Raw genomic sequence first — 20,231 nt, 5'->3', positions numbered from 1 at the left:
TCCGTCCCTTTCTGTGAAAGTCACTCGATCACCTGAACCAGCGGAACCGGCCCACTACAGCAGCGCCGCCCGCGGACCGTCCGGCTGCTCCAGACGCCGAGCCAGCACCGACCGGGCGATCTCCGACGACTCGTCCTCCGTGAGCCGGCGGAAACCGTCCTCCGTGATCACCGTGACGATGGGGAAGATCCGGCGGGCCACATCCGGGCCACCCGTCGCCGAATCGTCGTCAGCCGCGTCGTACAGCGCCTGCACCACCAGCGTCGTCGCCTGCTCCTCGGTCAGGTCCTCACGGAACAGCTTCTTCATCGCACCACGCGCGAAGACCGAACCCGAACCGGTCGCCGCGTAGTTCTGCTCCTCCGAACGCCCGCCCGTGACGTCGTAGGAGAAGATCCGCCCCTTCCCCCGGTCCACGTCGAACCCGGCGAACAACGGCACCACGGCCAGCCCCTGCATCGCCATGCCCAGGTTCGACCTGATCATCGTCGACAGCCGGTTCGCCTTGCCCTCCAGCGACAGCTGAGCGCCCTCGACCTTCTCGAAGTGCTCCAGCTCCAGCTGGAACAGCTTCACCATCTCCACCGCCAGACCGGCCGTGCCGGCGATGCCCACCGCGGAGTACTCGTCCGCCGGGAACACCTTCTCGATGTCCCGCTGCGCGATGACGTTGCCCATCGTCGCCCGGCGGTCGCCGGCGAGCACGACACCGCCCGGGAACGTCACGGACACGATCGTCGTCCCGTGCGGCGCCTCGATGACACCCTGCGTCGGCGGCAGCTGCCGCTTGCCCGGCAGCAGCTCCGGCTGGTGCTCGGAGAGAAAGTCCATGAAGGACGAGGACCCAGGCGTCAGGAAGGCAGCTGGTAGACGCCCGGTGCTACGAGTGTTGGCTTCCACGCGATTCCTTCCACGTAAGCGGCAGCCCGCCTTATGGCATCGGGCCGATCCTTGAACTGCCCCAGTGCTGCATTGCAGCTGAAGCACAGTACGCCACGGACCCTACCCGTCTGATGGCAGTGATCCACATGCTCGGGCGCCGCTGCAAGACAGATGCAGCAGACGCCCCCTTGAGAGGCGACCAACTCGTCGCGTTCGGCTTCGGTGATGCCGTACTGGCGCTTCAGGTGACCGGCGCGCCCCTTGATCGCGCGACACGCCTTGCAGCTCGTCGACAGGCCATCAGAGGCAGACGCATTGCGATGCCACTCGCTGTACGGCTTGATCTCACAGCAGGAACGGCAGAACTTGTGCCCCTCAGGCACCTCGACTCGGGGACGCACGTTCTTGCCCTTAGCCAGTTGCCGAGCCTGGTGGTATTGCGCCCAGCATTCTCTGCAATAGGCCTGGAGGCCGTCGCGCGCCGCCCTGTTGCCGGCGAACGCCGCCCGCGGTTTGGACTCCTTGCACCGCGAGCAGCGTTTCACCGTCCGATCTCCCTGCACCCACACCCCCGACCGGACCTTCGATTCGAAGGCCAAAACGGCTTACTGGCCACCCTTCTGAACGAAGCTCCGAACGAAATCCTCCGCATTCTCCTCGAGGACATCGTCAATTTCGTCAAGAACCGAGTCGACGTCGTCGCTCAGCTTCTCCTGGCGCTCCTTGAGGTCGTCCGAGGCCTGCGTCTCCGCGGCCTGCTCTTCGACCTCCTCCGTGGAGCGCGTCGCCTTCTGCTGGCCGCCGCCGGTGTCCTTGGTCGCCATTACCCTCACCCCGCTCAGTTCGCCCGACATGGGTCGACAGGTCGGCTTTCCTGCCGATCGGTGATGATCAGACCCTACAAGCCGGGTCCGACATCGGCCCCGCAGTTCCTGGAACGTACGGGCGCCACCTCGATGATTCCCGGACGGCGGGGCTCTCACCCCGCTCGCCCGGGTCCGGCCGAGTACCCCGGTCAGCCGCCCGACAAGACCCTGACCAGGTCTTCCGCGGTCCGGCAGCGGTCCAGGAGTGCCTTGACGTGATTTCGCGTTCCGCGAAGAGGTTCGAGGGTTGGGACCCGCTGGAGCGAGTCCCGACCCGGAAGGTCGAAGATGACCGAGTCCCAGGAGGCCGCGGCGACGTCGTCGGCGTACTGCTCCAGGCAGCGGCCGCGGAAGTAGGCGCGGGTGTCCTCCGGGGGCTTGGCCTTGGCCCGCTCGACCTCGGCCTCGTCCAGCAGCCGCTTGATGCGGCCGCGGGCGGCGAGCCGGTTGTACAGGCCCTTGTCGGCCCGTACGTCGGCGTACTGGAGGTCGACGAGGTGCAGGCGGGCGGCGTCCCAGTCGAGGTCGTCGCGGCGCCGGTAGCCCTCCATGAGTTCGCGTTTGGCGACCCAGTCGAGTTCGCCGGCGAGGCTCATGGGGTCGTTCTCCAGGCGGGTGAGGGTGTCCTCCCAGCGCGCCAGGACGTCCTTGGTCTGGGCGTCGGCGTCCGCGCCGTACCGTTCCTCGATGTATTTCCGCGACAGCTCGTAGTACTCCATCTGGAGCTGGACGGCGGTGAGCGTGCGTCCGCTGCGCAGGGTGACGAGGCGCTGGAGCGTCGGGTCGTGGGAGACCTGGTGGAGGGTGCGGACGGGCTGGTCGACGGCGAGGTCTACGGCGATGAAGCCGTCCTCGATCATGGACAGGACGAGGGCCGTCGTGCCGAGTTTGAGGTAGGTGGAGATCTCCGAGAGGTTCGCGTCGCCGATGATCACGTGGAGGCGGCGGTACTTCTCGGCGTCGGCGTGCGGTTCGTCGCGGGTGTTGATGATGGGGCGTTTCAGTGTCGTCTCCAGGCCGACCTCGACTTCGAAGTAGTCGGCGCGCTGGCTGAGCTGGAAGCCGTGTTCGTGGCCGTCCTGGCCGATGCCGACGCGGCCGGCTCCGGCGAAGACCTGGCGGGAGACGAAGAAGGGCGTGAGGTGGCGCACGATGTCGGAGAAGGCGGTTTCCCGCTTCATCAGGTAGTTCTCGTGCGTGCCGTAGGAGGCGCCCTTGTTGTCGGTGTTGTTCTTGTAGAGGTGGATGGGCTGGGCGCCGGGGAGTGCGGCGGCGCGTTCGGCCGCTTCGGCCATGATGCGTTCGCCGGCCTTGTCCCAGAGGACGGCGTCGCGGGGGTTGGTGACTTCGGGGGCGCTGTATTCGGGGTGTGCGTGGTCGACGTAGAGGCGGGCGCCGTTGGTGAGGATGACGTTGGCGAGGCCGATGTCCTCGTCGGTGAGCTGGCTGGCGTCGGCGGCCTCGCGGGCGAGGTCGAATCCTCGGGCGTCACGCAGGGGGTTCTCTTCCTCGAAGTCCCAGCGGGCCCGGCGGGCCCGGTGCATCGCGGCCGCGTAGGCGTTGACGATCTGGGATGAGGTGAGCATGGCATTGGCGTTGGGGTGGCCGGGGACGGAGATCCCGTACTCCGTCTCGATGCCCATTACTCGCCGTACGGTCATGCGGCCCTCCTTGCCCGGCGGCGCCCTCGGTCGTGGGCGCCACTCCAGTACCGCGGGTGCTCCGGTGCGTGTGCGGTGCCCGTCCCCGCACTGCGCCCGGCGGTACGGAAGAGCCTAGAACGGCTCTGCGCTGGCGGGGAGATCATTTGCGTCATTGACTGCTCCAGCCGTGGCCCGAAAAGCAGTCGGCTGCGGATACCCCCGTGGAGGGCACCCGCAGCCGCCCTGGTTTTACAGGTACTGTCCGGTGTTGGCCACCGTGTCGATGGAGCGCCCGGTGTCGGAGCCTTGCTTTCCGGTGATGAGGGTGCGGATGTAGACGATCCGTTCGCCCTTCTTTCCGGAGATGCGGGCCCAGTCGTCGGGGTTGGTGGTGTTGGGGAGGTCTTCGTTCTCCTTGAACTCGTCCACGCAGGCCTGGAGGAGGTGGGAGACGCGGAGGCCCTTCTGGTTCTTTTCGAGGAAGTCCTTGATGGCCATTTTCTTGGCGCGGCCGACGATGTTCTCGATCATGGCGCCGGAGTTGAAGTCCTTGAAGTAGAGGACTTCCTTGTCTCCGTTGGCGTAGGTGACTTCCAGGAAGCGGTTTTCCTCGGATTCGGCGTACATGTGTTCCACTGCCGTCTGGATCATGCTGTCGACGGTGGTGGCCTTGCTGCCGCCGTGCTCGCCGAGGTCGTCGGAGTGCAGGGGGAGGCGTTCGGTGAGGTACTTGCCGAAGATGTCCTTGGCGGCCTCGGCGTCCGGGCGCTCGATCTTGATCTTGACGTCGAGCCGGCCGGGGCGCAGGATCGCCGGGTCGATCATGTCCTCGCGGTTGGAGGCGCCGATGACGACGACGTTCTGCAGGCCTTCGACGCCGTCGATCTCGGCGAGGAGCTGCGGGACGATGGTGTTCTCGACGTCGGAGCTGACTCCGGAGCCGCGGGTGCGGAAGAGGGATTCCATCTCGTCGAAGAAGACGATGACGGGGGTGCCCTCGCTGGCCTTCTCGCGAGCACGTTGGAAGACGAGGCGGATCTGCCGCTCGGTCTCGCCGACGTACTTGTTCAGGAGCTCGGGTCCCTTGATGTTGAGGAAGAAGCTCTTGCCGGCGGCCTGGCCGGTGACTTCGGCGACCTTTTTGGCCAGCGAGTTGGCGACGGCCTTGGCGATGAGCGTCTTGCCGCATCCGGGGGGTCCGTAGAGCAGGACGCCCTTGGGGGGCCGCAGTTCGTGCTCCTTGAACAGGTCGGGGTAGAGGTAGGGCAGCTCGACCGCGTCGCGGATGGCTTCGATCTGGCCGCCGAGTCCGCCGATCTGTTCGTAGCCGATGTCGGGGACTTCTTCGAGGACGAGTTCTTCGACCTCGCTCTTGGGGACGATCTCGTAGACGTAGCCGGAGCGGGGTTCGAGCAGCAGGGCGTCGCCGGGGCGGATGGTGACGTCCAGCAGCGGCTCGGCGAGCCGTACCACCCGTTCCTCGTCGGTGTGCCCGAGCACCAGGGCGCGTTCGCCGTCCTCGAGGATCTCCTTGAGGGTGACGATGTCCCCGACGCGCTCGAACTCCATGGCTTCGACCACGTTGAGCGCTTCGTTGAGCATCAGTTCCTGGCCGCGTCGGAGCTCTTCGAGCTCGACGCCGGGGCTGACGTTCACGCGGAGTTTGCGGCCTCCGGTGAAGATGTCGGCGGTGCCGTCCTCGTTGGCCTGCAGGAAGACTCCGAAGCCGGCCGGCGGCTGGGCGAGCCGGTCGACTTCCTCCTTGAGGGCCACGATCTGGTCGCGGGCCTCGCGGAGTGTGTTGGCGAGTCTCTCGTTCTGAGCGGACACGCCGGCCAGGTTGGTCTGCAGCTCGACGATCCGCTCTTCGAGAATCCTCGTGTGCCGCGGAGAGTCGGCGAGCTTGCGTCGCAGGACGGCGATCTCCTGCTCAAGGTAGGCAATCTGCCCGGCCGGGTCGTCGGACCCTCGTCCCGGGCGGATGCCGCGGTTCATGTCGTCGTCGTGGGCTGCCACGGTCCTCACCTCCTCCAAGGGGAGCTGGACGCTTCCAGACCCTACCTGGGTGGGTGTCGATTGAAACCCCTAGATCACAAAGACTGTCGGGGTGTGTCCGATCTTCACCCTTGCGCTCTCCCTCACGCCAGGGGAATACCCACCGAACATGATTGGAAAGCCGCCAGGGGTAGGGTCGAAGTGTTCAACACCCGTCAGGGCTCGCATGGTTCCCGTGGGGCTCGGTTCTAAACGGCAGGAGATATGGGCGTGCAGCAGGATGCGGTGGTCGGCGGTGAGGCGCTGGAGGTCTGGATCGACCAGGATCTCTGTACCGGTGACGGCATCTGTGCGCAGTACGCGCCGGAGGTGTTCGAGCTGGACATCGACGGGCTGGCGTATGTGAAGGGTGCGGGTGAGGAGCTTTTGCAGGCTCCGGGGGCGTCGGCGCCGGTTCCGCTGCCGTTGCTGACGGATGTGGTGGATTCGGCGCGGGAGTGTCCGGGCGAGTGCATCCATGTGCGAAGGGTTTCGGACAGTGTCGAGGTGTACGGCCCTGACGCGGAGTGAGTGCGTGTGTGCGTGGGGTGATGTGGTGAGGCCTGTCTGACGGGCGAGTTGTGGGCGCCGGCCGCCGCGCGGGGTGACGTGGGGGCGGTGGGCGGGTGTCAGACGGTGTGGGCGCCCGCGGGGGTGGAGCGGATGAACACGTTGTCCTTCCAGCGCCACTTGGCGTCGGCTTTGACGTCGGGGCAGCAACTGGGCACGTCGGCCGAGGAGTAGCCGAGGTAGGTGGCGAGGACGGCGCCGTCCTGGACGGTGAGGGCGGTGACGGTCCGGCGTTCCCCGGGGTCGAGGAGGGTGGCGACGAGGCGGGGGTGGGGGGTGTCGGCGCCTTGGGTGAGGACGTAGAGGCCGTCGGGTGGGGTGCCCATGGCTGAGTCGCAGTGGACGGCTGCGATGGTTTCGGGCCTGCCGTCGCCGTCGAGGTCTCCGGTGGCTTTCTTGACGACGAGGGGTTTGACGGGGCCGCACCGGAGGGGGAAGTCGATTCCGGTGGTGGCGGGCGCCGTGGCGGTGGTGGGGTGGGGGTCGGTCGTCTGGGCGGCGGTCGCCGGCCGGGGTTGGAGGACCGAGGAGAGGGCTATGACGGCGGCCAGGGCGGTGGCGGTCGCGAGCCAGTGGATCGGTCGGGTGTGGGTGTGTGCCAGTTCCGGGACGGCGGGTTGCTGCACGAGGTGCGTCTCCTGGGCTGTGCCGGGGGGTGGGGTGGCCAGCATCGTGCCACACGTCACAGTGCGGGGGAACGGCGGGGTGCGGGCCGGGCCGGTGGGGTGCCGGGCGGGGCGGGGGGTCAACGCGGTGACGCCGTGGCCGGGTTCCTGGCTGTGGCGGGGAACTCGGTCACGGCGTCGTGGCGTTGAGGGGGTGGGGTGTCAGCGGCCGTTGCCCGCGTCGGCGTTGGGGCCGGCGTAGTCCTCGCCGTAGGCGCCCTTGGCGGGGCGGCGGCGGCGCATGGGGGGCTCGACGCCGTCGGCGAGGCGGCGGGCGGTGAGCAGGAAGCCGGTGTGGCCGATCATGCGGTGGTCGGGGCGGACGGCGAGGCCTTCGATGTGCCAGTTGCGGATCATCGACTCCCAGGCGGTCGGCTCGTTGAAGCAGCCGATCTCGCGGATGGACTCGACGGTCCGGGCGAGCTGGGTGGTGGTGGCGACGTAGCAGCACAGGATGCCGCCGGGGACGAGGGCCTTGGAGACGGCCTCGAGGCATTCCCAGGGGGCGAGCATGTCGAGGATGACGCGGTCGACGTCGGGGTCGGACAGGTTGTCCTGGAGGTCGCCGACGGTGAGCTGCCAGGCGGGGTGGGGGCCGCCGAAGTAGCGTTCGACGTTCTGCCGGGCGATGTCGGCGAAGTCCTCGCGGCGCTCGTAGCTGTGCAGCATGCCCTCGTCGCCGATGGCCCGCAGGAGGAAGCTGCTGAGGGAGCCGGAGCCGACGCCAGCTTCGACGACGCGTGCGCCGGGGAAGATGTCGGCGAAGGCGAGGATCTGCCCCGCGTCCTTGGGGTAGACGACGGCTGCCCCGCGGGGCATGGACAGGACGTAGTCGGGGAGCAGGGGGCGCAGCGCGAGGTAGGCGACGTTGCCGGTGGTGCGGACCACGCTGCCCTCGGGTGCGCCGATCAGTTCGTCGTGCGGGAAGGAACCCTTGTGGGTGTGGAAGTTCTTCCCGGCTTCGAGCGTGAACGTGTAGTGGCGGCCCTTGGGGTCGGTCAGCTGAACCTGGTCCCCGACCTTGAAGGGCCCGCGCCTGCGGGCGGCACCGGTCGGTTCGGACATGTGACCAGACTACCGGCGTTTGCGGTGGTCGCCGACCACGGTGGTGGGGGGCGGGTGTTCGCCGGGAGGGGTGGTGCGGCCGGGGGCGGGGTGACCGGTCGAATTTGCTTGCGGGCATCGGCCGGTTCGGCTTTACCTGTTCCCTTGTGCCTCATAGCCTTGTGGATCAGGTCACATGGCGGGTGGGACATGGGCCGCGAGGGCGGGACGCGATGCGGGTCCGTCCTTGGGGTTTCCTTGTGGGTTCCGTTCGTTCCGCCGGTGTGGCCCGTTGTCGATCTCTCATCTGGGAATGGCGGTCATCGATGTCCGAGGCCAAGAACGGTAAGCCCGAGGCGAGCACGGAGGGCTCCGACTACACGAAGCGGCTCGCCCGGCTGGAAACCTCGGGGATCAAGCGGTTCCTGCCGACGCAGGCGCCGTACCGGTGGAACCTGAAGCGGCTTCGGCTGGGGCGGGTTCTCGACGTGGGGTGCGGTCTGGGGCGGAACCTGCTGAACTGCGGGCCGGACAGTGTGGGTGTGGACCACAACGAGCATTCGGTGGCGACGTGTCGTGAGCGTGGGCTGACGGCGTATGTGCCGGAGGATCTGGCGAAGGCGCCGGACTGCGGTCCGGGGTCGTTCGACTCGCTGCTGTGCGCGCATGTCCTGGAGCACATGGACGAGGCTCTGGGGGCGGATGTGCTGGCGCAGTACCTGCCGCTGGTGAAGCCGGGGGGCCGGGTGGTGCTGATCACCCCGCAGGAGGCCGGTTACAAGACGGACGCGACGCATGTGCGTTTCGTGGGCTTCGAGGAGTTGCGCCGGCATGCGGACAAGGCGGGGCTGACGGTGGCGCGGGCGTTCTCCTTCCCGTTCCCGCGGTCGGTGGGGAAGGTGTTCCCGTACAACGAGTTCGTCCTGGTGGGGACGAAGGCCGGCTGAGGTGGGCCGGGCGGTTCCGGTCCTGCGGGCCGGAACCGCCGGGGGGGTGTCAGCTGGGGCGGGCCATCGCCTTGACGAAGGCGCGTTCGACGTCGGCTGCGGACAGGACGCCGTAGATCGCGCCGGTCTCCTCCACGACGAGGTATTCGGTGGCGGGTGTCGCGCGCAGGGCGTCCAGGAGGTCTTCTCCGGCGAGTTCGGCGGAGACGCGCATGCCGTCGGTGAGGTCCTGGGCGAGGCCGCTGACGGCCACCCAGGGGCGGCGGTGTTCGGGGACGCCGACGATGGCGGCCTCGCGGACCAGGGAGAGCGGTTCGCCGTCGGCGTCGACGACGACGAGGGCGCGGGCGCCGGCGTCGTTGGCGCGGCGCAGTGCCTCGGAGAGCGGGGTGGCGGACTCGACGGGGACGGCGCGGCGGGTGAGGTTGCGGGCGCGCAGTTCGGGGAGGTGTTCGCGCAGTCGGGCCATGCGCAGGCTGTTGCCGGCGCCGGTCCAGATGATCGCGGCGAGGATGGCGGCGAGCAGGGCGTCCATGACGGTGTCCATGCCGACGCTGTCCTCGGCGGCGTCTCCGAGGGCTCCGGACTGGGTGAGCAGGGGCAGTCCGATGAGGACGGAGACGGCGAGGGCGCGGCCGACCCAGGCGGCGGCGACGGTGCCGGTCATGGGCTTGCCGGTGATCTTCCAGACGACGGCGCGGAGCATGCGGCCGCCGTCGAGGGGGAGGCCGGGCAGCAGGTTGAAGACCGCCACGATGAGGTTGGAGATCATCAGGCCGGCCAGGAGGACGCCGGGGACGGTGCCGGGCTCGACGGGTTGCATGGCGAGGTAGAAGACGCCGGCGAGGGCGAGGGAGAGCAGGGGGCCGACGAAGGCGAGCCAGAACTCGCGGCCGGGGGTCTCGGCTTCCTTCTCGATCTCGGATACGCCGCCGAAGAACTGGAGCTGGATGCGGCGGACGGGGAGTTTGAAGCGGAGCGCGGCGACGGTGTGGGCGAGTTCGTGGATGAGGACGGACGCGTAGAAGGCGACGGCGAAGAAGAGGGAGACGAGGTAGCGGGCGGCACCGAGTTCGGGGAGCACGCGGTCGAGCTGGCCGCCGAACACCCAGGTGATGAGGGCGGCGACGAGGAACCAGCTGGGGGCTACGTAGACGGGTACGCCGAAGGGGCGGCCCATGAGGAGTCCGCCGCGGGGTTCGGGGGCCTTGGGGGGGCGTCCTTTGCCGGCGGGGGCTTGTCCGAGGGCGGGGCCCGGCGCCGCGCCGCCCGGGGTGTGGGCGTGGGGGCGGTCGGGGTGGTGGTCGCCGTGGGCGCGGGCGGGGGTTTCGGCGCGTCGTGAGGCGTCGGCGGGTGCGGAGGCGTCGGGACGTGCGGGGGTTTCGCCGGGTTCTGGGGCGTCGCCCGGTGGCGGGGTGTCGGCGTCCGGTGGGGGCGGGCCCTCGGTCGGTGTCGTGGGGGGCTTGGCCGGCTGTTCGCTGTCCGGCCGCGGCTGCCCGTTCCCGCCGCTTTCCACCACGGTGTCCCCTCGTTCGATGCGTCTCCCGTCCTGGCGGGCGGAAGGGTCTCGGGATCGATGGTATGCGGCCGTGGTGGCGTGTTCCGCCCCGGCACCCCTGTGTTTTCACTGCCGTAGCGGACGGAGTGGGTGACTGTCAGTGGTGGGCCGTATGGTCTGGGGCATGGAGAGCAGCAGCGAGCGGGTCGCCGGGGCGGTCGGGGGCGGTGTGGTGGAGTCGCGGGCGGAGTCGGAGGCGCGGGTGGAGTCGGAGTCGGGAGCGGGGTCTCAGGGGGGCGCGGCGGCGGGTGGGAAGGCGGTCGCCGCTGTGGCGCCCGCTTCGCTGTCGCCGTCACGGGCCGGCGATTTCATGCAGTGTCCGCTGCTGTACCGGTTCCGGGTGATCGACCGGTTGCCGGAGAAGCCGAGCGCGGCGGCGACGAAGGGGACGTTGGTGCACGCGGTGCTGGAGCGGCTGTTCGACGCGCCGGCGGTGGAGCGGACGGCGCCGCGGGCCAAGTCGCTGATCCCGGGTCAGTGGGACCGGTTGCGTGAGTCGCGGCCGGAGCTGGTGGATCTGTTCGCGGACGATCCGGAGGGTGAGCGGCTGGCCGGGTGGCTGGCGGAGGCGGAGGGGCTGGTCGAGCGGTGGTTCACGCTGGAGGATCCGACGCGGCTGGAGCCTGCCGAGCGGGAGCTGTTCGTGGAGGCGGAGCTGGAGTCGGGGCTGACGCTGCGCGGGATCATCGACCGGGTGGATGTGGCGCCCACGGGTGAGGTGCGGATCGTCGACTACAAGACGGGCAAGGCGCCGCGGCCGGAGTACGCGGAGGGCGCGCTGTTCCAGATGAAGTTCTACGCGCTGGTGGTGTGGCGGCTGAAGGGGGTGGTGCCGCGCCGGCTTCAGCTGGTGTATCTGGGCAGCGGTGACGTGCTGACGTACGACCCGGTGGTGGCCGATCTGGAGCGGGTGGAGCGCAAGCTGCTGGCGTTGTGGGAGGCGATCCGCCGGGCCACGGAGACGGGTGAGTGGCGGCCGCGGCCGACGAAGTTGTGCGGTTGGTGTGATCACCGGGCGCACTGTCCGGAGTTCGGTGGGACTCCCCCGCCGTATCCGCTGCCGGTGAGGGCGGTCGGGCCGGCGGTGGACGCTCAGGGCAGAATGGGGCCGGACTAACTAAGGAGACTTACGTGGCCATCCGCGTCCTACTGGTCGACGACCAGCCGCTGCTGCGTACCGGCTTCCGGATGATTCTGGAGGCGGAGCAGGATCTCGCGGTGGTCGGTGAGGCCGGTGACGGTTTGCAGGCCCTCGACCAGGTGCGGGCTCTGCAGCCCGATGTGGTTCTGATGGACATCCGTATGCCGCGGATGGACGGTGTGGAGGCGACGCGGCAGATCACGGGGCCGGGTCGGGACGGTCCGGCGAAGGTGCTGGTGCTGACGACGTTCGACCTGGACGAGTACGTGGTGGAGGCGCTGCGGGCGGGGGCGAGCGGATTTCTGTTGAAGGACGCGCCCGCCAACGAGTTGGTGCAGGCGATCCGGGTGGTGGCCGACGGTGAGGCGATGCTGGCGCCGAGCATCACGCGCAGGCTGCTGGACAAGTACGCCACGCATCTGCCGTCGGGTGAGGAGCCGGTGCCGGACACGCTGCACACCCTGACCGACCGTGAGGTGGAGGTGTTGAAGCTGGTGGCGCGGGGGTTGTCGAACGCGGAGATCGCGGCGGATCTGTTCGTGAGCGAGACGACGGTGAAGACGCATGTGGGGCATGTGCTGACGAAGCTGGGGCTGCGGGACCGGGTGCAGGCCGCGGTATACGCGTACGAGAGCGGGCTGGTGCGTCCGGGCGCGCAGTAGGAGGCGTCCGGTGGCGGCCGTGTGGCGGTCTTGAGAGGTGCGGTACGGCGGAAGGGCGCCCCCGGTGGGGGCGCCCTTCGTGGTGGTGTGGCGGCCGGGTCAGCCCTTGTGGAGTTCCCAGAAGCGGAAGACCGTGGAGGCGTCGAGGCAGTTCTCCAGGCCGTAGACGTTCTCGTGGACGACGGCGTACTGCTTGGCCTGCCAGACGGGCAGGACGGGCATCTGCCGGGCGACGATGTCCTGGAGTTCGGCGAAGTCGGTGTCGGTGGAGGAGCGGGTGCTCTGGGCGGCGGTGCGCGGGATGAGCGTGCCGGTGATGGCGTCGTTGGCGTAGTTGTTGTTGAGGACGTTGCCCTTGCCGAAGAAGGGGGCGGTGAAGTTGTCGGCGTCGGGGTAGTCGGGGACCCAGCCCTTGACGTAGACGCCGTACTTGCCGGCGGCGATGTCCTTCTCGTACTGGTCGTAGGCGACGGATTTGACGTCGGCGGTGAACAGGCCGCTGGCGTTGAGCTGGGCGGCGATGGCCTTGAGTTCCGCGTCGGTGGCCGGGCCGTAGCGGGAGGGGGTGGACCACAGGGTGAGTTTCACCTTGTCGGTGATGCCGTCCTCCTTGAGCGCGGCGGCTGCCTTGGCCTTGGAGGGGCGGGCGCCGTAGCGGTCGAAGAAGGCGGTGTTGTGGCCGCCGATGCCGGCCGGGATGATCGAGTACAGCGGCGTGGCGGTGCCCTTGTAGACGTTCTCGATCAGGGCTTCGCGGTCGATGAGGTGGGCGATGGCCTGGCGGACGCCGAGCTTTCCGGCCACGGGGTCGTCCATGTTGAAGACGAGGTGCTGGACTTCGGCGCTGGTGCCTTCGACGACTTCGACGCCCGTGCTGTCGTTGCTCTGTTCGACTTCGGAGATGTCTGCGGCGGTGAGGCCGCGGTAGGCGATGTCGATGTCGTGGGCGAGGAGGGCCTTCTTCAGGGCGCTCTGGTCGCCCTTGAAGAACCTGAGGGTGACGCCGGTGTTCTGGACGTCGGCGGTGCCCTCGTAGTTGTCGTTGACGGAGAAGACGGCCTCGTCGTCCTTGAAGGAGTCCAGCTTGTAGGGGCCGGAGCCGACGGCTTCGCCGTCCTCGCGGAGTTTGTCCGCGTCGTAGGAGCGGTGGTCGACGATGGACCCGGCGCCGGAGGCGATCTTGCTGGGGAAGGTGGCGTCGGGGACCTTCAGCTTGAAGACGACGGTGTGCTCGTCCGGTGCTTCGACCTGGTCGAGCATGGGGAACATGATGGCCGGTCCGGCGTCGTCGTTGATCTTCAGCATGCGGTCGAAGGAGAACTTGACGTCCTCAGACGTGAGCGCTTCACCGTTGCTGAACTTCAGGCCGTCCTTCAGCGTGCACTTGTAGACCGTGGTCCGGGTGTCGGTGAAAGAGCATTCCTTGGCGGCGTCGGGCTGGGGCTCGGTGCCCCCCTTGGGGAAGCTCAGCAGCGACTGGAAGACGTTGTTGAACAACAGCCATGAGCCCGGGTCGTATCCGGAGGCGGGGTCCGTGGCGAGGACCTCGTCGGACATCCCCATCACGACGGAGGAGCCGTCGCCGCCGGAGCCGCCGTCCTGCGAGCCGCATCCGGTCAGCAGTCCGGAGGCCAGGCCCGCCATGACGGGCAGGAGCGGCCACTGGTTGCGCATGTTCACGTAGGTGTGCCTTGTCGTCGAATCTCGCGTCCCGGGGCCGTGGCCGCCGCAGGTCCGGGCCCCGGGGACGTCGAGGAGTCAGGTGCGTCAGCCGCTCACGCCGCGGGAGAGCTCCCACAGCTGGAGGCTCGCGGAGGAGTTGAGCACGTAGGCCGTGCCGGTGATGTCGTCGCTGGATGCGACGTACTGCTTGCCCTGCCACAGGGGGATGACGGGGACGTCTTGGGCGACGATGTCCTGGATCTTCGTCAGGCTCTTGGCCGCGGTGAGCCGGTCGGCCACCCGGCGGGACTGCGGGATGAGGTCGTCGATGATGTCGCCGTTCTTGTAGGGCGACTTGAGGAAGTTGTCCTTGTCCAGGAACGGGGCGAGGAAGTTGTCGGCGTCGGGGAAGTCGGGGAACCATCCCATGCCGTAGACCTCGTACTGGCCCTTGCGTTCGGCGGGGACGAACGTCTCCCAGGGCGTGCCCTTGATGGTGACGTCGAACAGGCCGCTGGCGTTGAGCTGCTTCTGCAGCTGCTCGAACTCCTGCTTGGTGGCGGCGCCGTAGTGGTCGGTGGTGTAGTTCAGGGTCAGCTTCACGGGGGTGCTGACGTCGGCTTCCTTCAGGAGCGCCTTGGCCTTGGCGGGGTCGGGGTCGCCGTAGGTGTTGAAGAACGAGTTGGAGTGGCCGGTGACCGAGGCGGGGACCAGCGAGTAGAGCGGTTCGGCTTGGGTGCCGTACACCGCTGAGACGAGTTCGCTGCGGTTGATCACCTGGGCCATGGCCTGCCGGACGGCCTTGGTCTTGACCGTGGGGGCGCTGGTGTTGAAGGCGAGGTAGCGGATCTCCAGGCCGGCGAGTTCGACGAGGGATTCCTTGTTGCCGCCGGCGGCGTCGGAGAGCTTCTTGATCTGCTCCGGCGTCATGGTGCGGGTCATGACGTCGATGTCGCCCTTGTCGAGGGCGGCGCCCATGGCGTCGGCGTCCTCGAAGGAGACCATGTCGACCTTCTCGTTCTTCACGTCGAGGACCCCCTTGTACTCGGGGTTCTTGGTGAAGACGGCCTTGGTGACGGCGTCGCCGTCGGTCTCGGTCTTCAGGGTGTAGGGCCCGGAGCCGTCGATCGCGAAGCCTTCGCGGAGCTTGCCCTTGTCGTAGTCGGCGGGGTTGACGATGCCGGCGACGGGGGTGGACAGCTTGAACGGGAAGGTGGCGTCGGCGGTCTTGAGGTGGAAGATGACCTCGTTGTCGCCCTGCGTCTCGACGGTGTCGATGGTGGACAGCAGGGCGAAGACGCCGGAGTCGGCCTTGATGGAGCGGGCGCGGTCGATGGAGAACTTGACGTCCTCGGCGGTGACGGGGTCGCCGTTGGAGAACTTCAGGCCGTCGCGGAGCTTGCAGGCGTAGCGTTCGTTGCCGCTGTCGGTGAAGCCGCAGCTCTGGGCGGCCTCGGGGACGGGGTCGCCGTCGCCCTTGGGCTGGATCATCAGGGTCTGCACGGTCTGGCGCAGGACGTTCCAGGTGCCGACGTCGTAGGAGTAGGCGGGGTCGAACGGCGCGGGGGCGTCCTTGGTGGCGGTGAACCGGTCCGTGGTGCCGACGACGATGGCGCCGTCGTCGCCGCCGCTGCCGCTGTCGGACCCGCCGCACGCGGCGAGCACGGGCGCGAGCAGACCGACGACGGCCGGCAGCACCAAAGTCTTGCGGTTCATGCTCGAGTTTCTCCAGAGCTCTCAAGTCCGTGTACCCGGCATGCAGGGGTGTCGCGGCGGGACACGGGGGTAACTGCGTTGTTCTCGCATCGAGGTTAGTCCGGGTCGGCACGGCGGTTCGCGGGCACCGGAGTTGAAAGCCCATCACGCTGCGAAACCGGGTGCGGACGGACCGAAAACCCGAGCGGGGAATGTTTCGTGCAGCGTCTGACCAATCGGGACACATGGGCGCGTGGGGACCCCCCTTGTGGGGGTGAACAGCACACGGTGGCGTTCGTGTCGACCCCGTCCCGCGTGGGGAACGTCACAGGTCCCGGGGGGTGCGATGGAAGCGGAATTCAGCCGTCGGTGATGGTTCGAATTCACCGTGCGCACGGGTGCGGAATTCCCGTTGTCGCCGGTTGCGCACGCTGGGTGAACGTCCGCTCTTTTCCGTCGCCGACCCGCCGCCGGTGATCTTCAGACGGTGATGAGGCCGCGCAGGAATGTCAGGTCGACGTGTTCGAGTGAGGGGACGACGGTGCGGCGGGCGGCGGGCGGGATGGGCGCCACGGAGGGGACGGCGACGACGTGGCAGCCGGCGGCCTCGGCGGCGGCGACGCCGGTGGCGGTGTCCTCGACGACGGCGCAGCGGGCGGGGTCGGCGCCGAGGCCGGCGGCGGCGAACAGGTAGGGGTCGGGGTGGGGCTTGGTGCGTGCGACTTCGTCGCCGGCGACGGTGAGGGCGAAGTGCTGCGGGCCGAGGAAGGTGAGGACGCGGTCGATGATGCGCCGGTACGAGGCGGAGACGAGGGCGGTGGGGACCTCGTGTTCGGCGAGTTCGGCGAGGAGGCGGGTGGCTCCGGGCATCAGGGGCAGGGTGCGGGTGATGCGGTTCTCGAAGCCCTCGTTGAGCAGGACGGCGAGCTCGGGGAGGGTGATGTCCGCTCCGGTCGCCTCGATGAGGAAGCCGGCGCTGCGGCTCATGGGGCCGCCGACGACGACGTGGCGCCAGGAGTCGTCGAGGGTGTGTCCGAGGCCGGCGAAGACCTCGACCTCGACGTCCCACCAGAAGCCCTCGGTGTCGACCAGGGTGCCGTCCATGTCGAGGAGCACGGCCTGCAGGGCCGAGCCTTCGGCCGTCCGTGTGCCGAGCGCGGGAACCGTACTGGTCATCCACGTACCTCCTGGAGGGACGAGCAGGCCGGCTGCCCTTTTCTCGCGAAGAGGCAACCGGCCTGCCGGGGATCGACCAGTGTACGACTTATCCGATCAGTGTGCTGAGTGTGGCGCGCCGCGTCGTGTGACGCGGGCCGCCGTGTGCACGTGGTGCGGGGTCGTCACCGTGCGTTGAAGTACTTGGCCTCCGGGTGGTGGATGACGATGGCGTCGGTGGACTGCTCGGGGTGGAGCTGGAACTCCTCCGAGAGGTGGACGCCGATCCGCTCGGGCTGGAGGAGTTCGGCGATCTTGGCGCGGTCCTCCAGGTCGGGGCAGGCGCCGTAGCCGAGGGAGAAGCGGGCGCCTCGGTACTTCAGGGCGAACATCTCCTCGACGTCGGCCGGGTCCTCGCCGGCGAAGCCGAGTTCGGAGCGGACACGTGCGTGCCAGTACTCCGCGAGTGCCTCGGCCAACTGGACGGACAGGCCGTGGAGTTCGAGGTAGTCGCGGTAGGAGTCGGAGGCGAAGAGCTTGGCGGTCTCCTCGCCGATGCGGGAGCCGACGGTGACGACCTGGAGGCCGACGACGTCGGTCTCGCCGGATTCCTGGGGGCGGAAGAAGTCCGCGAGGCACAGACGGCGGCCGCGGCGCTGGCGGGGGAAGGTGAAGCGGGTGCGTTCGTTGCCGTGCTCGTCGAGGAGGATGAGGTCGTCGTCCTTGGACACGCAGGGGAAGTAGCCGTAGACGACGGCCGCTTCGAGGAGGTTCTCGGTCTGGAGCCGGTCGAGGAGGCCGCGCAGGCGGGGCCGTCCCTCGGTCTCGACGAGTTCCTCGTAGGTGGGGCCGTCGCCGGTACGGGCCTGCTTCAGGCCCCACTGGCCCTTGAACAGGGCGCCTTCGTCCAGCCAGGAGGCGTACTCCTTGAGCTGGATGCCCTTGATGACGCGGGTGCCCCAGAACGGCGGTTCGGGGACCGGGTTGTCGACGGCGACGTCGGAGCGGACGTGGCCTTCCTCGGGGCGTTCCTCGACCTCGGCGGCGGCGGTGGCGCGGACCCGGCGCTGCTTGAGTTCGGGCAGCTTCGCGCCGGGGACGCCTCGCTTGACGCCGATGAGGGCGTCCATCAGACGCAGGCCCTCGAAGGCGTCGCGGGCGTAGCGGACTTCGCCTTCGTAGACCTCGTGGAGGTCCTGTTCGACGTAGGCGCGGGTGAGGGCGGCGCCGCCGAGGATGACGGGGTAGTCGGCGGCGAGGCCGCGCTGGTTGAGCTCCTCCAGGTTCTCCTTCATGATCACCGTGGATTTGACCAGGAGCCCGGACATGCCGATGACGTCGGCGCGGTGTTCCGCGGCGGCTTCGAGGATCGCGGAGACCGGCTGCTTGATGCCGAGGTTGACGACGTTGTAGCCGTTGTTGGACAGGATGATGTCGACGAGGTTCTTGCCGATGTCGTGGACGTCGCCGCGCACGGTGGCCAGGACGATGGTGCCCTTGCCGTCGGCGTCCGACTTCTCCATGTGCGGTTCGAGGTGGGCGACCGCGGTCTTCATGACCTCGGCGGACTGCAGGACGAACGGCAGCTGCATCTGGCCGGAGCCGAAGAGTTCGCCGACGACCTTCATGCCGTCCAGGAGGGTCTCGTTGACGATGTCGAGGGCCGGGCGGTCCTGGAGGGCCGCGTCGAGGTCGGCCTCCAGGCCGTTGCGCTCGCCGTCGATGATGCGGCGCTTGAGGCGCTCGTCCAGCGGGAGGGCGGCCAGTTCCTCGGCCTTGCCGGCTTTGAGGGACTTGGCGGTGGCGCCCTCGAAGAGCTGCATGAGCTTCTGGAGGGGGTCGTAGCCCTCGCTGCGGCGGTCGTGGATGAGGTCGAGGGCGGTGGCGACCTCCTCCTCGGAGAACCGGGCGATCGGGAGGATCTTCGAGGCGTGGACGATGGCGGAGTCCAGGCCGGCCTTGACGCACTCGTCGAGGAAGACGGAGTTGAGCAGGATGCGCGCGGCCGGGTTGAGGCCGAAGGAGATGTTCGACAGGCCGAGGGTGGTCTGCACGTCGGGGTGGCGGCGCTTGAGTTCGCGGATCGCCTCGATGGTGGCGATGCCGTCCCCCCGGGACTCCTCCTGGCCGGTGCAGATGGTGAAGGTCAGGGTGTCGATGAGGATGTCTTCCTCGCGGATGCCCCAGTTGCCGGTGAGGTCGGCGATGAGCCGTTCGGCGATCTCGACCTTCTTCTCGGGGGTGCGGGCCTGGCCTTCCTCGTCGATGGTGAGGGCGATGAGCGCGGCGCCGTGCTCGCGGGCGAGCTTGGTGACCTTGGCGAAGCGGGATTCGGGGCCGTCGCCGTCCTCGTAGTTGACGGAGTTGATGACGGCGCGGCCGCCGAGCTTCTCCAGGCCCGCCTGGATGACGTCGACCTCGGTGGAGTCGAGCACGATCGGCAGGGTGGAGGCGGTGGCGAGGCGGCCGGCGAGTTCCTCCATGTCGGCGACGCCGTCGCGGCCGACGTAGTCCACGCACAGGTCGAGCATGTGCGCGCCCTCGCGGATCTGCTCGCGGGCCATCTCCACGCAGTCGTCCCAGCGGGCCTGAAGCATCGCCTCGCGGAACTTCTTGGAGCCGTTGGCGTTGGTCCGCTCGCCGATGGCGAGGTAGGAGGTGTCCTGGCGGAAGGGGACGCTCTGGTAGAGGGAGGCGGCGCCCGGTTCGGGGCGCGGGTCGCGCTCGGCGGGGGCGAGGCCGCGGACGCGTTCGACGACCTGGCGCAGGTGTTCGGGGGTGGTGCCGCAGCAGCCGCCGACCAGGGAGAGGCCGTAGTCGCGGACGAAGTTCTCCTGGGCGTCGGCGAGTTCCGGCGCGGTCAGGGGGTAGCTGGCGCCGTCCTTGCCGAGCACGGGCAGGCCGGCGTTGGGCATACAGGCCAGCGGGATGCGGGCGTTGCGGGCGAGGTAGCGCAGGTGCTCGCTCATCTCGGCGGGGCCGGTGGCGCAGTTCATGCCGATCATGTCGATGCCGAGCGGCTCCAGGGCCGTCAGGGCGGCGCCGATCTCGGAGCCGAGCAGCATGGTGCCGGTGGTCTCGACGGTGACGGAGACGATGAGCGGCAGGTCCAGGCCGGAGAGTTCGCGGGCGCGTCGGGCGCCGAGGACGGCCGCCTTGGTCTGCAGCAGGTCCTGGGTGGTCTCGACGATGAGGGCGTCGGCTCCGCCGGCGATGAGGCCTTCGGCGTTCTGCTGGAAGGCGTCGCGCAGGGTGGTGTAGGCGACGTGGCCGAGGGTGGGCAGTTTGGTGCCGGGGCCGATGGAGCCGAGGACCCAGCGGGTGCGGCCGTCGCGGGCGGTGTACTCGTCGGCGGTCTCGCGGGCGATGCGGGCGCCGGCCTCGGACAGCTCGTGGACGCGCTCGGGGATGTCGTACTCGGCCATGGCCGCGTGGTTGGCGCCGAAGGTGTTGGTCTCGACGCAGTCGACGCCGGCGTCGTAGTACTCGGCGTGGACGGAGCGGACGATGTCCGGGCGGGTGACGTTGAGGATCTCGTTGCAGCCCTCGAGGTTCTGGAAGTCCTCGAGGGTGGGCTCCTGGGCCTGGAGCATGGTGCCCATGGCTCCGTCGGCGACCACCACCCGGGTGGCCAGGGCCTCTCGGAGCTCGGACACGCGGGTCCGGCTGTCGGCGGAAGGGGTCGGCGGCACTGAGGCCATGTAAGG

The 20,231-nt window shown here is 68.8% G+C and carries 16 protein-coding genes; 4 read left to right on the top strand and 12 right to left on the bottom strand.

The window, feature by feature from the left end; genetic code table 11:
* Positions 1 to 54 precede the first annotated feature (54 nt).
* The 5 genes from prcB to arc form a co-directional block, all read right to left on the bottom strand.
* A complete protein-coding gene (gene prcB / locus EV567_RS25960; RefSeq protein ID WP_130444227.1) occupies positions 55 to 900 on the bottom strand; it encodes a proteasome subunit beta in 846 nt (281 codons plus the stop codon).
* Complete coding sequence (locus tag EV567_RS25955; RefSeq protein WP_130444225.1) at positions 852 to 1,427, bottom strand: endonuclease VII domain-containing protein; 576 nt, start codon at positions 1,425 to 1,427, stop codon at positions 852 to 854. Before EV567_RS25955 ends, prcB begins: the two co-directional genes overlap by 49 nt.
* A 60-nt stretch (positions 1,428 to 1,487) precedes the next feature.
* Positions 1,488 to 1,706 (bottom strand): ubiquitin-like protein Pup, encoded by a 219-nt coding sequence (locus EV567_RS25950; protein WP_130444223.1) that lies wholly within the window; start codon positions 1,704 to 1,706, stop codon positions 1,488 to 1,490.
* 191 nt (positions 1,707 to 1,897) lie between these two features.
* On the bottom strand, positions 1,898 to 3,409 hold the full coding sequence (gene dop, locus EV567_RS25945) for a depupylase/deamidase Dop (protein ID WP_347400509.1): 1,512 nt from the start codon (positions 3,407 to 3,409) through the stop codon (positions 1,898 to 1,900).
* Between the two features lie 231 nt (positions 3,410 to 3,640).
* Positions 3,641 to 5,407, bottom strand: a complete 1,767-nt coding sequence (arc, locus tag EV567_RS25940; RefSeq protein ID WP_130444220.1) for a proteasome ATPase — start codon at positions 5,405 to 5,407, stop codon at positions 3,641 to 3,643.
* 243 nt (positions 5,408 to 5,650) lie between these two features.
* On the opposite strand from arc, the gene EV567_RS25930 reads away from it, so the two are divergent.
* On the top strand, positions 5,651 to 5,956 hold the full coding sequence (locus EV567_RS25930; protein ID WP_130444216.1) for a ferredoxin: 306 nt from the start codon (positions 5,651 to 5,653) through the stop codon (positions 5,954 to 5,956).
* A gap of 98 nt (positions 5,957 to 6,054) precedes the next feature.
* Here the strand turns inward: EV567_RS25930 and EV567_RS25925 are convergent, their stop codons facing one another.
* Both EV567_RS25925 and EV567_RS25920 read right to left on the bottom strand, forming a co-directional pair.
* The gene (locus tag EV567_RS25925) at positions 6,055 to 6,621 is read right to left on the bottom strand and encodes a hypothetical protein (RefSeq protein WP_130444214.1); all 567 of its coding nucleotides are present in this window, start codon (positions 6,619 to 6,621) and stop codon (positions 6,055 to 6,057) included.
* 201 nt (positions 6,622 to 6,822) lie between these two features.
* Positions 6,823 to 7,725 carry a tRNA (adenine-N1)-methyltransferase gene (locus tag EV567_RS25920; protein WP_130444212.1) on the bottom strand — a complete coding sequence of 301 codons (903 nt, stop codon included), beginning with the start codon at positions 7,723 to 7,725 and terminating at the stop codon, positions 6,823 to 6,825.
* 305 nt (positions 7,726 to 8,030) lie between these two features.
* On the opposite strand from EV567_RS25920, the gene EV567_RS25915 reads away from it, so the two are divergent.
* Complete coding sequence (locus EV567_RS25915) at positions 8,031 to 8,651, top strand: bifunctional 2-polyprenyl-6-hydroxyphenol methylase/3-demethylubiquinol 3-O-methyltransferase UbiG (protein WP_130444210.1); 621 nt, start codon at positions 8,031 to 8,033, stop codon at positions 8,649 to 8,651.
* A 49-nt stretch (positions 8,652 to 8,700) separates the two neighbouring features.
* On the opposite strand, the gene EV567_RS25910 is transcribed toward EV567_RS25915, so the two are convergent.
* Positions 8,701 to 10,170 carry a site-2 protease family protein gene (locus EV567_RS25910; protein WP_130444208.1) on the bottom strand — a complete coding sequence of 490 codons (1,470 nt, stop codon included), beginning with the start codon at positions 10,168 to 10,170 and terminating at the stop codon, positions 8,701 to 8,703.
* A 163-nt stretch (positions 10,171 to 10,333) separates the two neighbouring features.
* Between EV567_RS25910 and EV567_RS25905 the strand changes: the two genes are divergently transcribed.
* Both EV567_RS25905 and EV567_RS25900 read left to right on the top strand, forming a co-directional pair.
* Entirely contained in the window at positions 10,334 to 11,326 is a 993-nt protein-coding gene (locus EV567_RS25905) for a RecB family exonuclease (protein WP_130444206.1), read from the top strand.
* 14 nt (positions 11,327 to 11,340) lie between these two features.
* Positions 11,341 to 12,012 (top strand): response regulator transcription factor, encoded by a 672-nt coding sequence (locus EV567_RS25900; protein ID WP_130444203.1) that lies wholly within the window; start codon positions 11,341 to 11,343, stop codon positions 12,010 to 12,012.
* A 99-nt stretch (positions 12,013 to 12,111) separates the two neighbouring features.
* On the opposite strand, the gene EV567_RS25895 is transcribed toward EV567_RS25900, so the two are convergent.
* The 4 genes from EV567_RS25895 to metH form a co-directional block, all read right to left on the bottom strand.
* Positions 12,112 to 13,692: an ABC transporter substrate-binding protein gene (locus tag EV567_RS25895; RefSeq protein WP_130444201.1), complete on the bottom strand. Its 1,581-nt coding sequence runs from the start codon at positions 13,690 to 13,692 to the stop codon at positions 12,112 to 12,114.
* An 87-nt stretch (positions 13,693 to 13,779) separates the two neighbouring features.
* Positions 13,780 to 15,390: an ABC transporter substrate-binding protein gene (locus EV567_RS25890; protein ID WP_130444199.1), complete on the bottom strand. Its 1,611-nt coding sequence runs from the start codon at positions 15,388 to 15,390 to the stop codon at positions 13,780 to 13,782.
* A 459-nt stretch (positions 15,391 to 15,849) separates the two neighbouring features.
* The gene (locus EV567_RS25880; protein WP_130444197.1) at positions 15,850 to 16,545 is read right to left on the bottom strand and encodes an HAD family phosphatase; all 696 of its coding nucleotides are present in this window, start codon (positions 16,543 to 16,545) and stop codon (positions 15,850 to 15,852) included.
* Between the two features lie 164 nt (positions 16,546 to 16,709).
* Positions 16,710 to 20,225 carry a methionine synthase gene (gene metH, locus EV567_RS25875; protein ID WP_130444195.1) on the bottom strand — a complete coding sequence of 1,172 codons (3,516 nt, stop codon included), beginning with the start codon at positions 20,223 to 20,225 and terminating at the stop codon, positions 16,710 to 16,712.
* Between the last annotated feature and the right edge of the window lie 6 nt (positions 20,226 to 20,231).

Origin of the sequence: Streptomyces sp. BK239 (assembly GCF_004217285.1) — a bacterium.
GTDB lineage: Bacteria > Actinomycetota > Actinomycetes > Streptomycetales > Streptomycetaceae > Streptomyces.
This window is presented reverse-complemented; position numbering and strand designations above follow the sequence as displayed.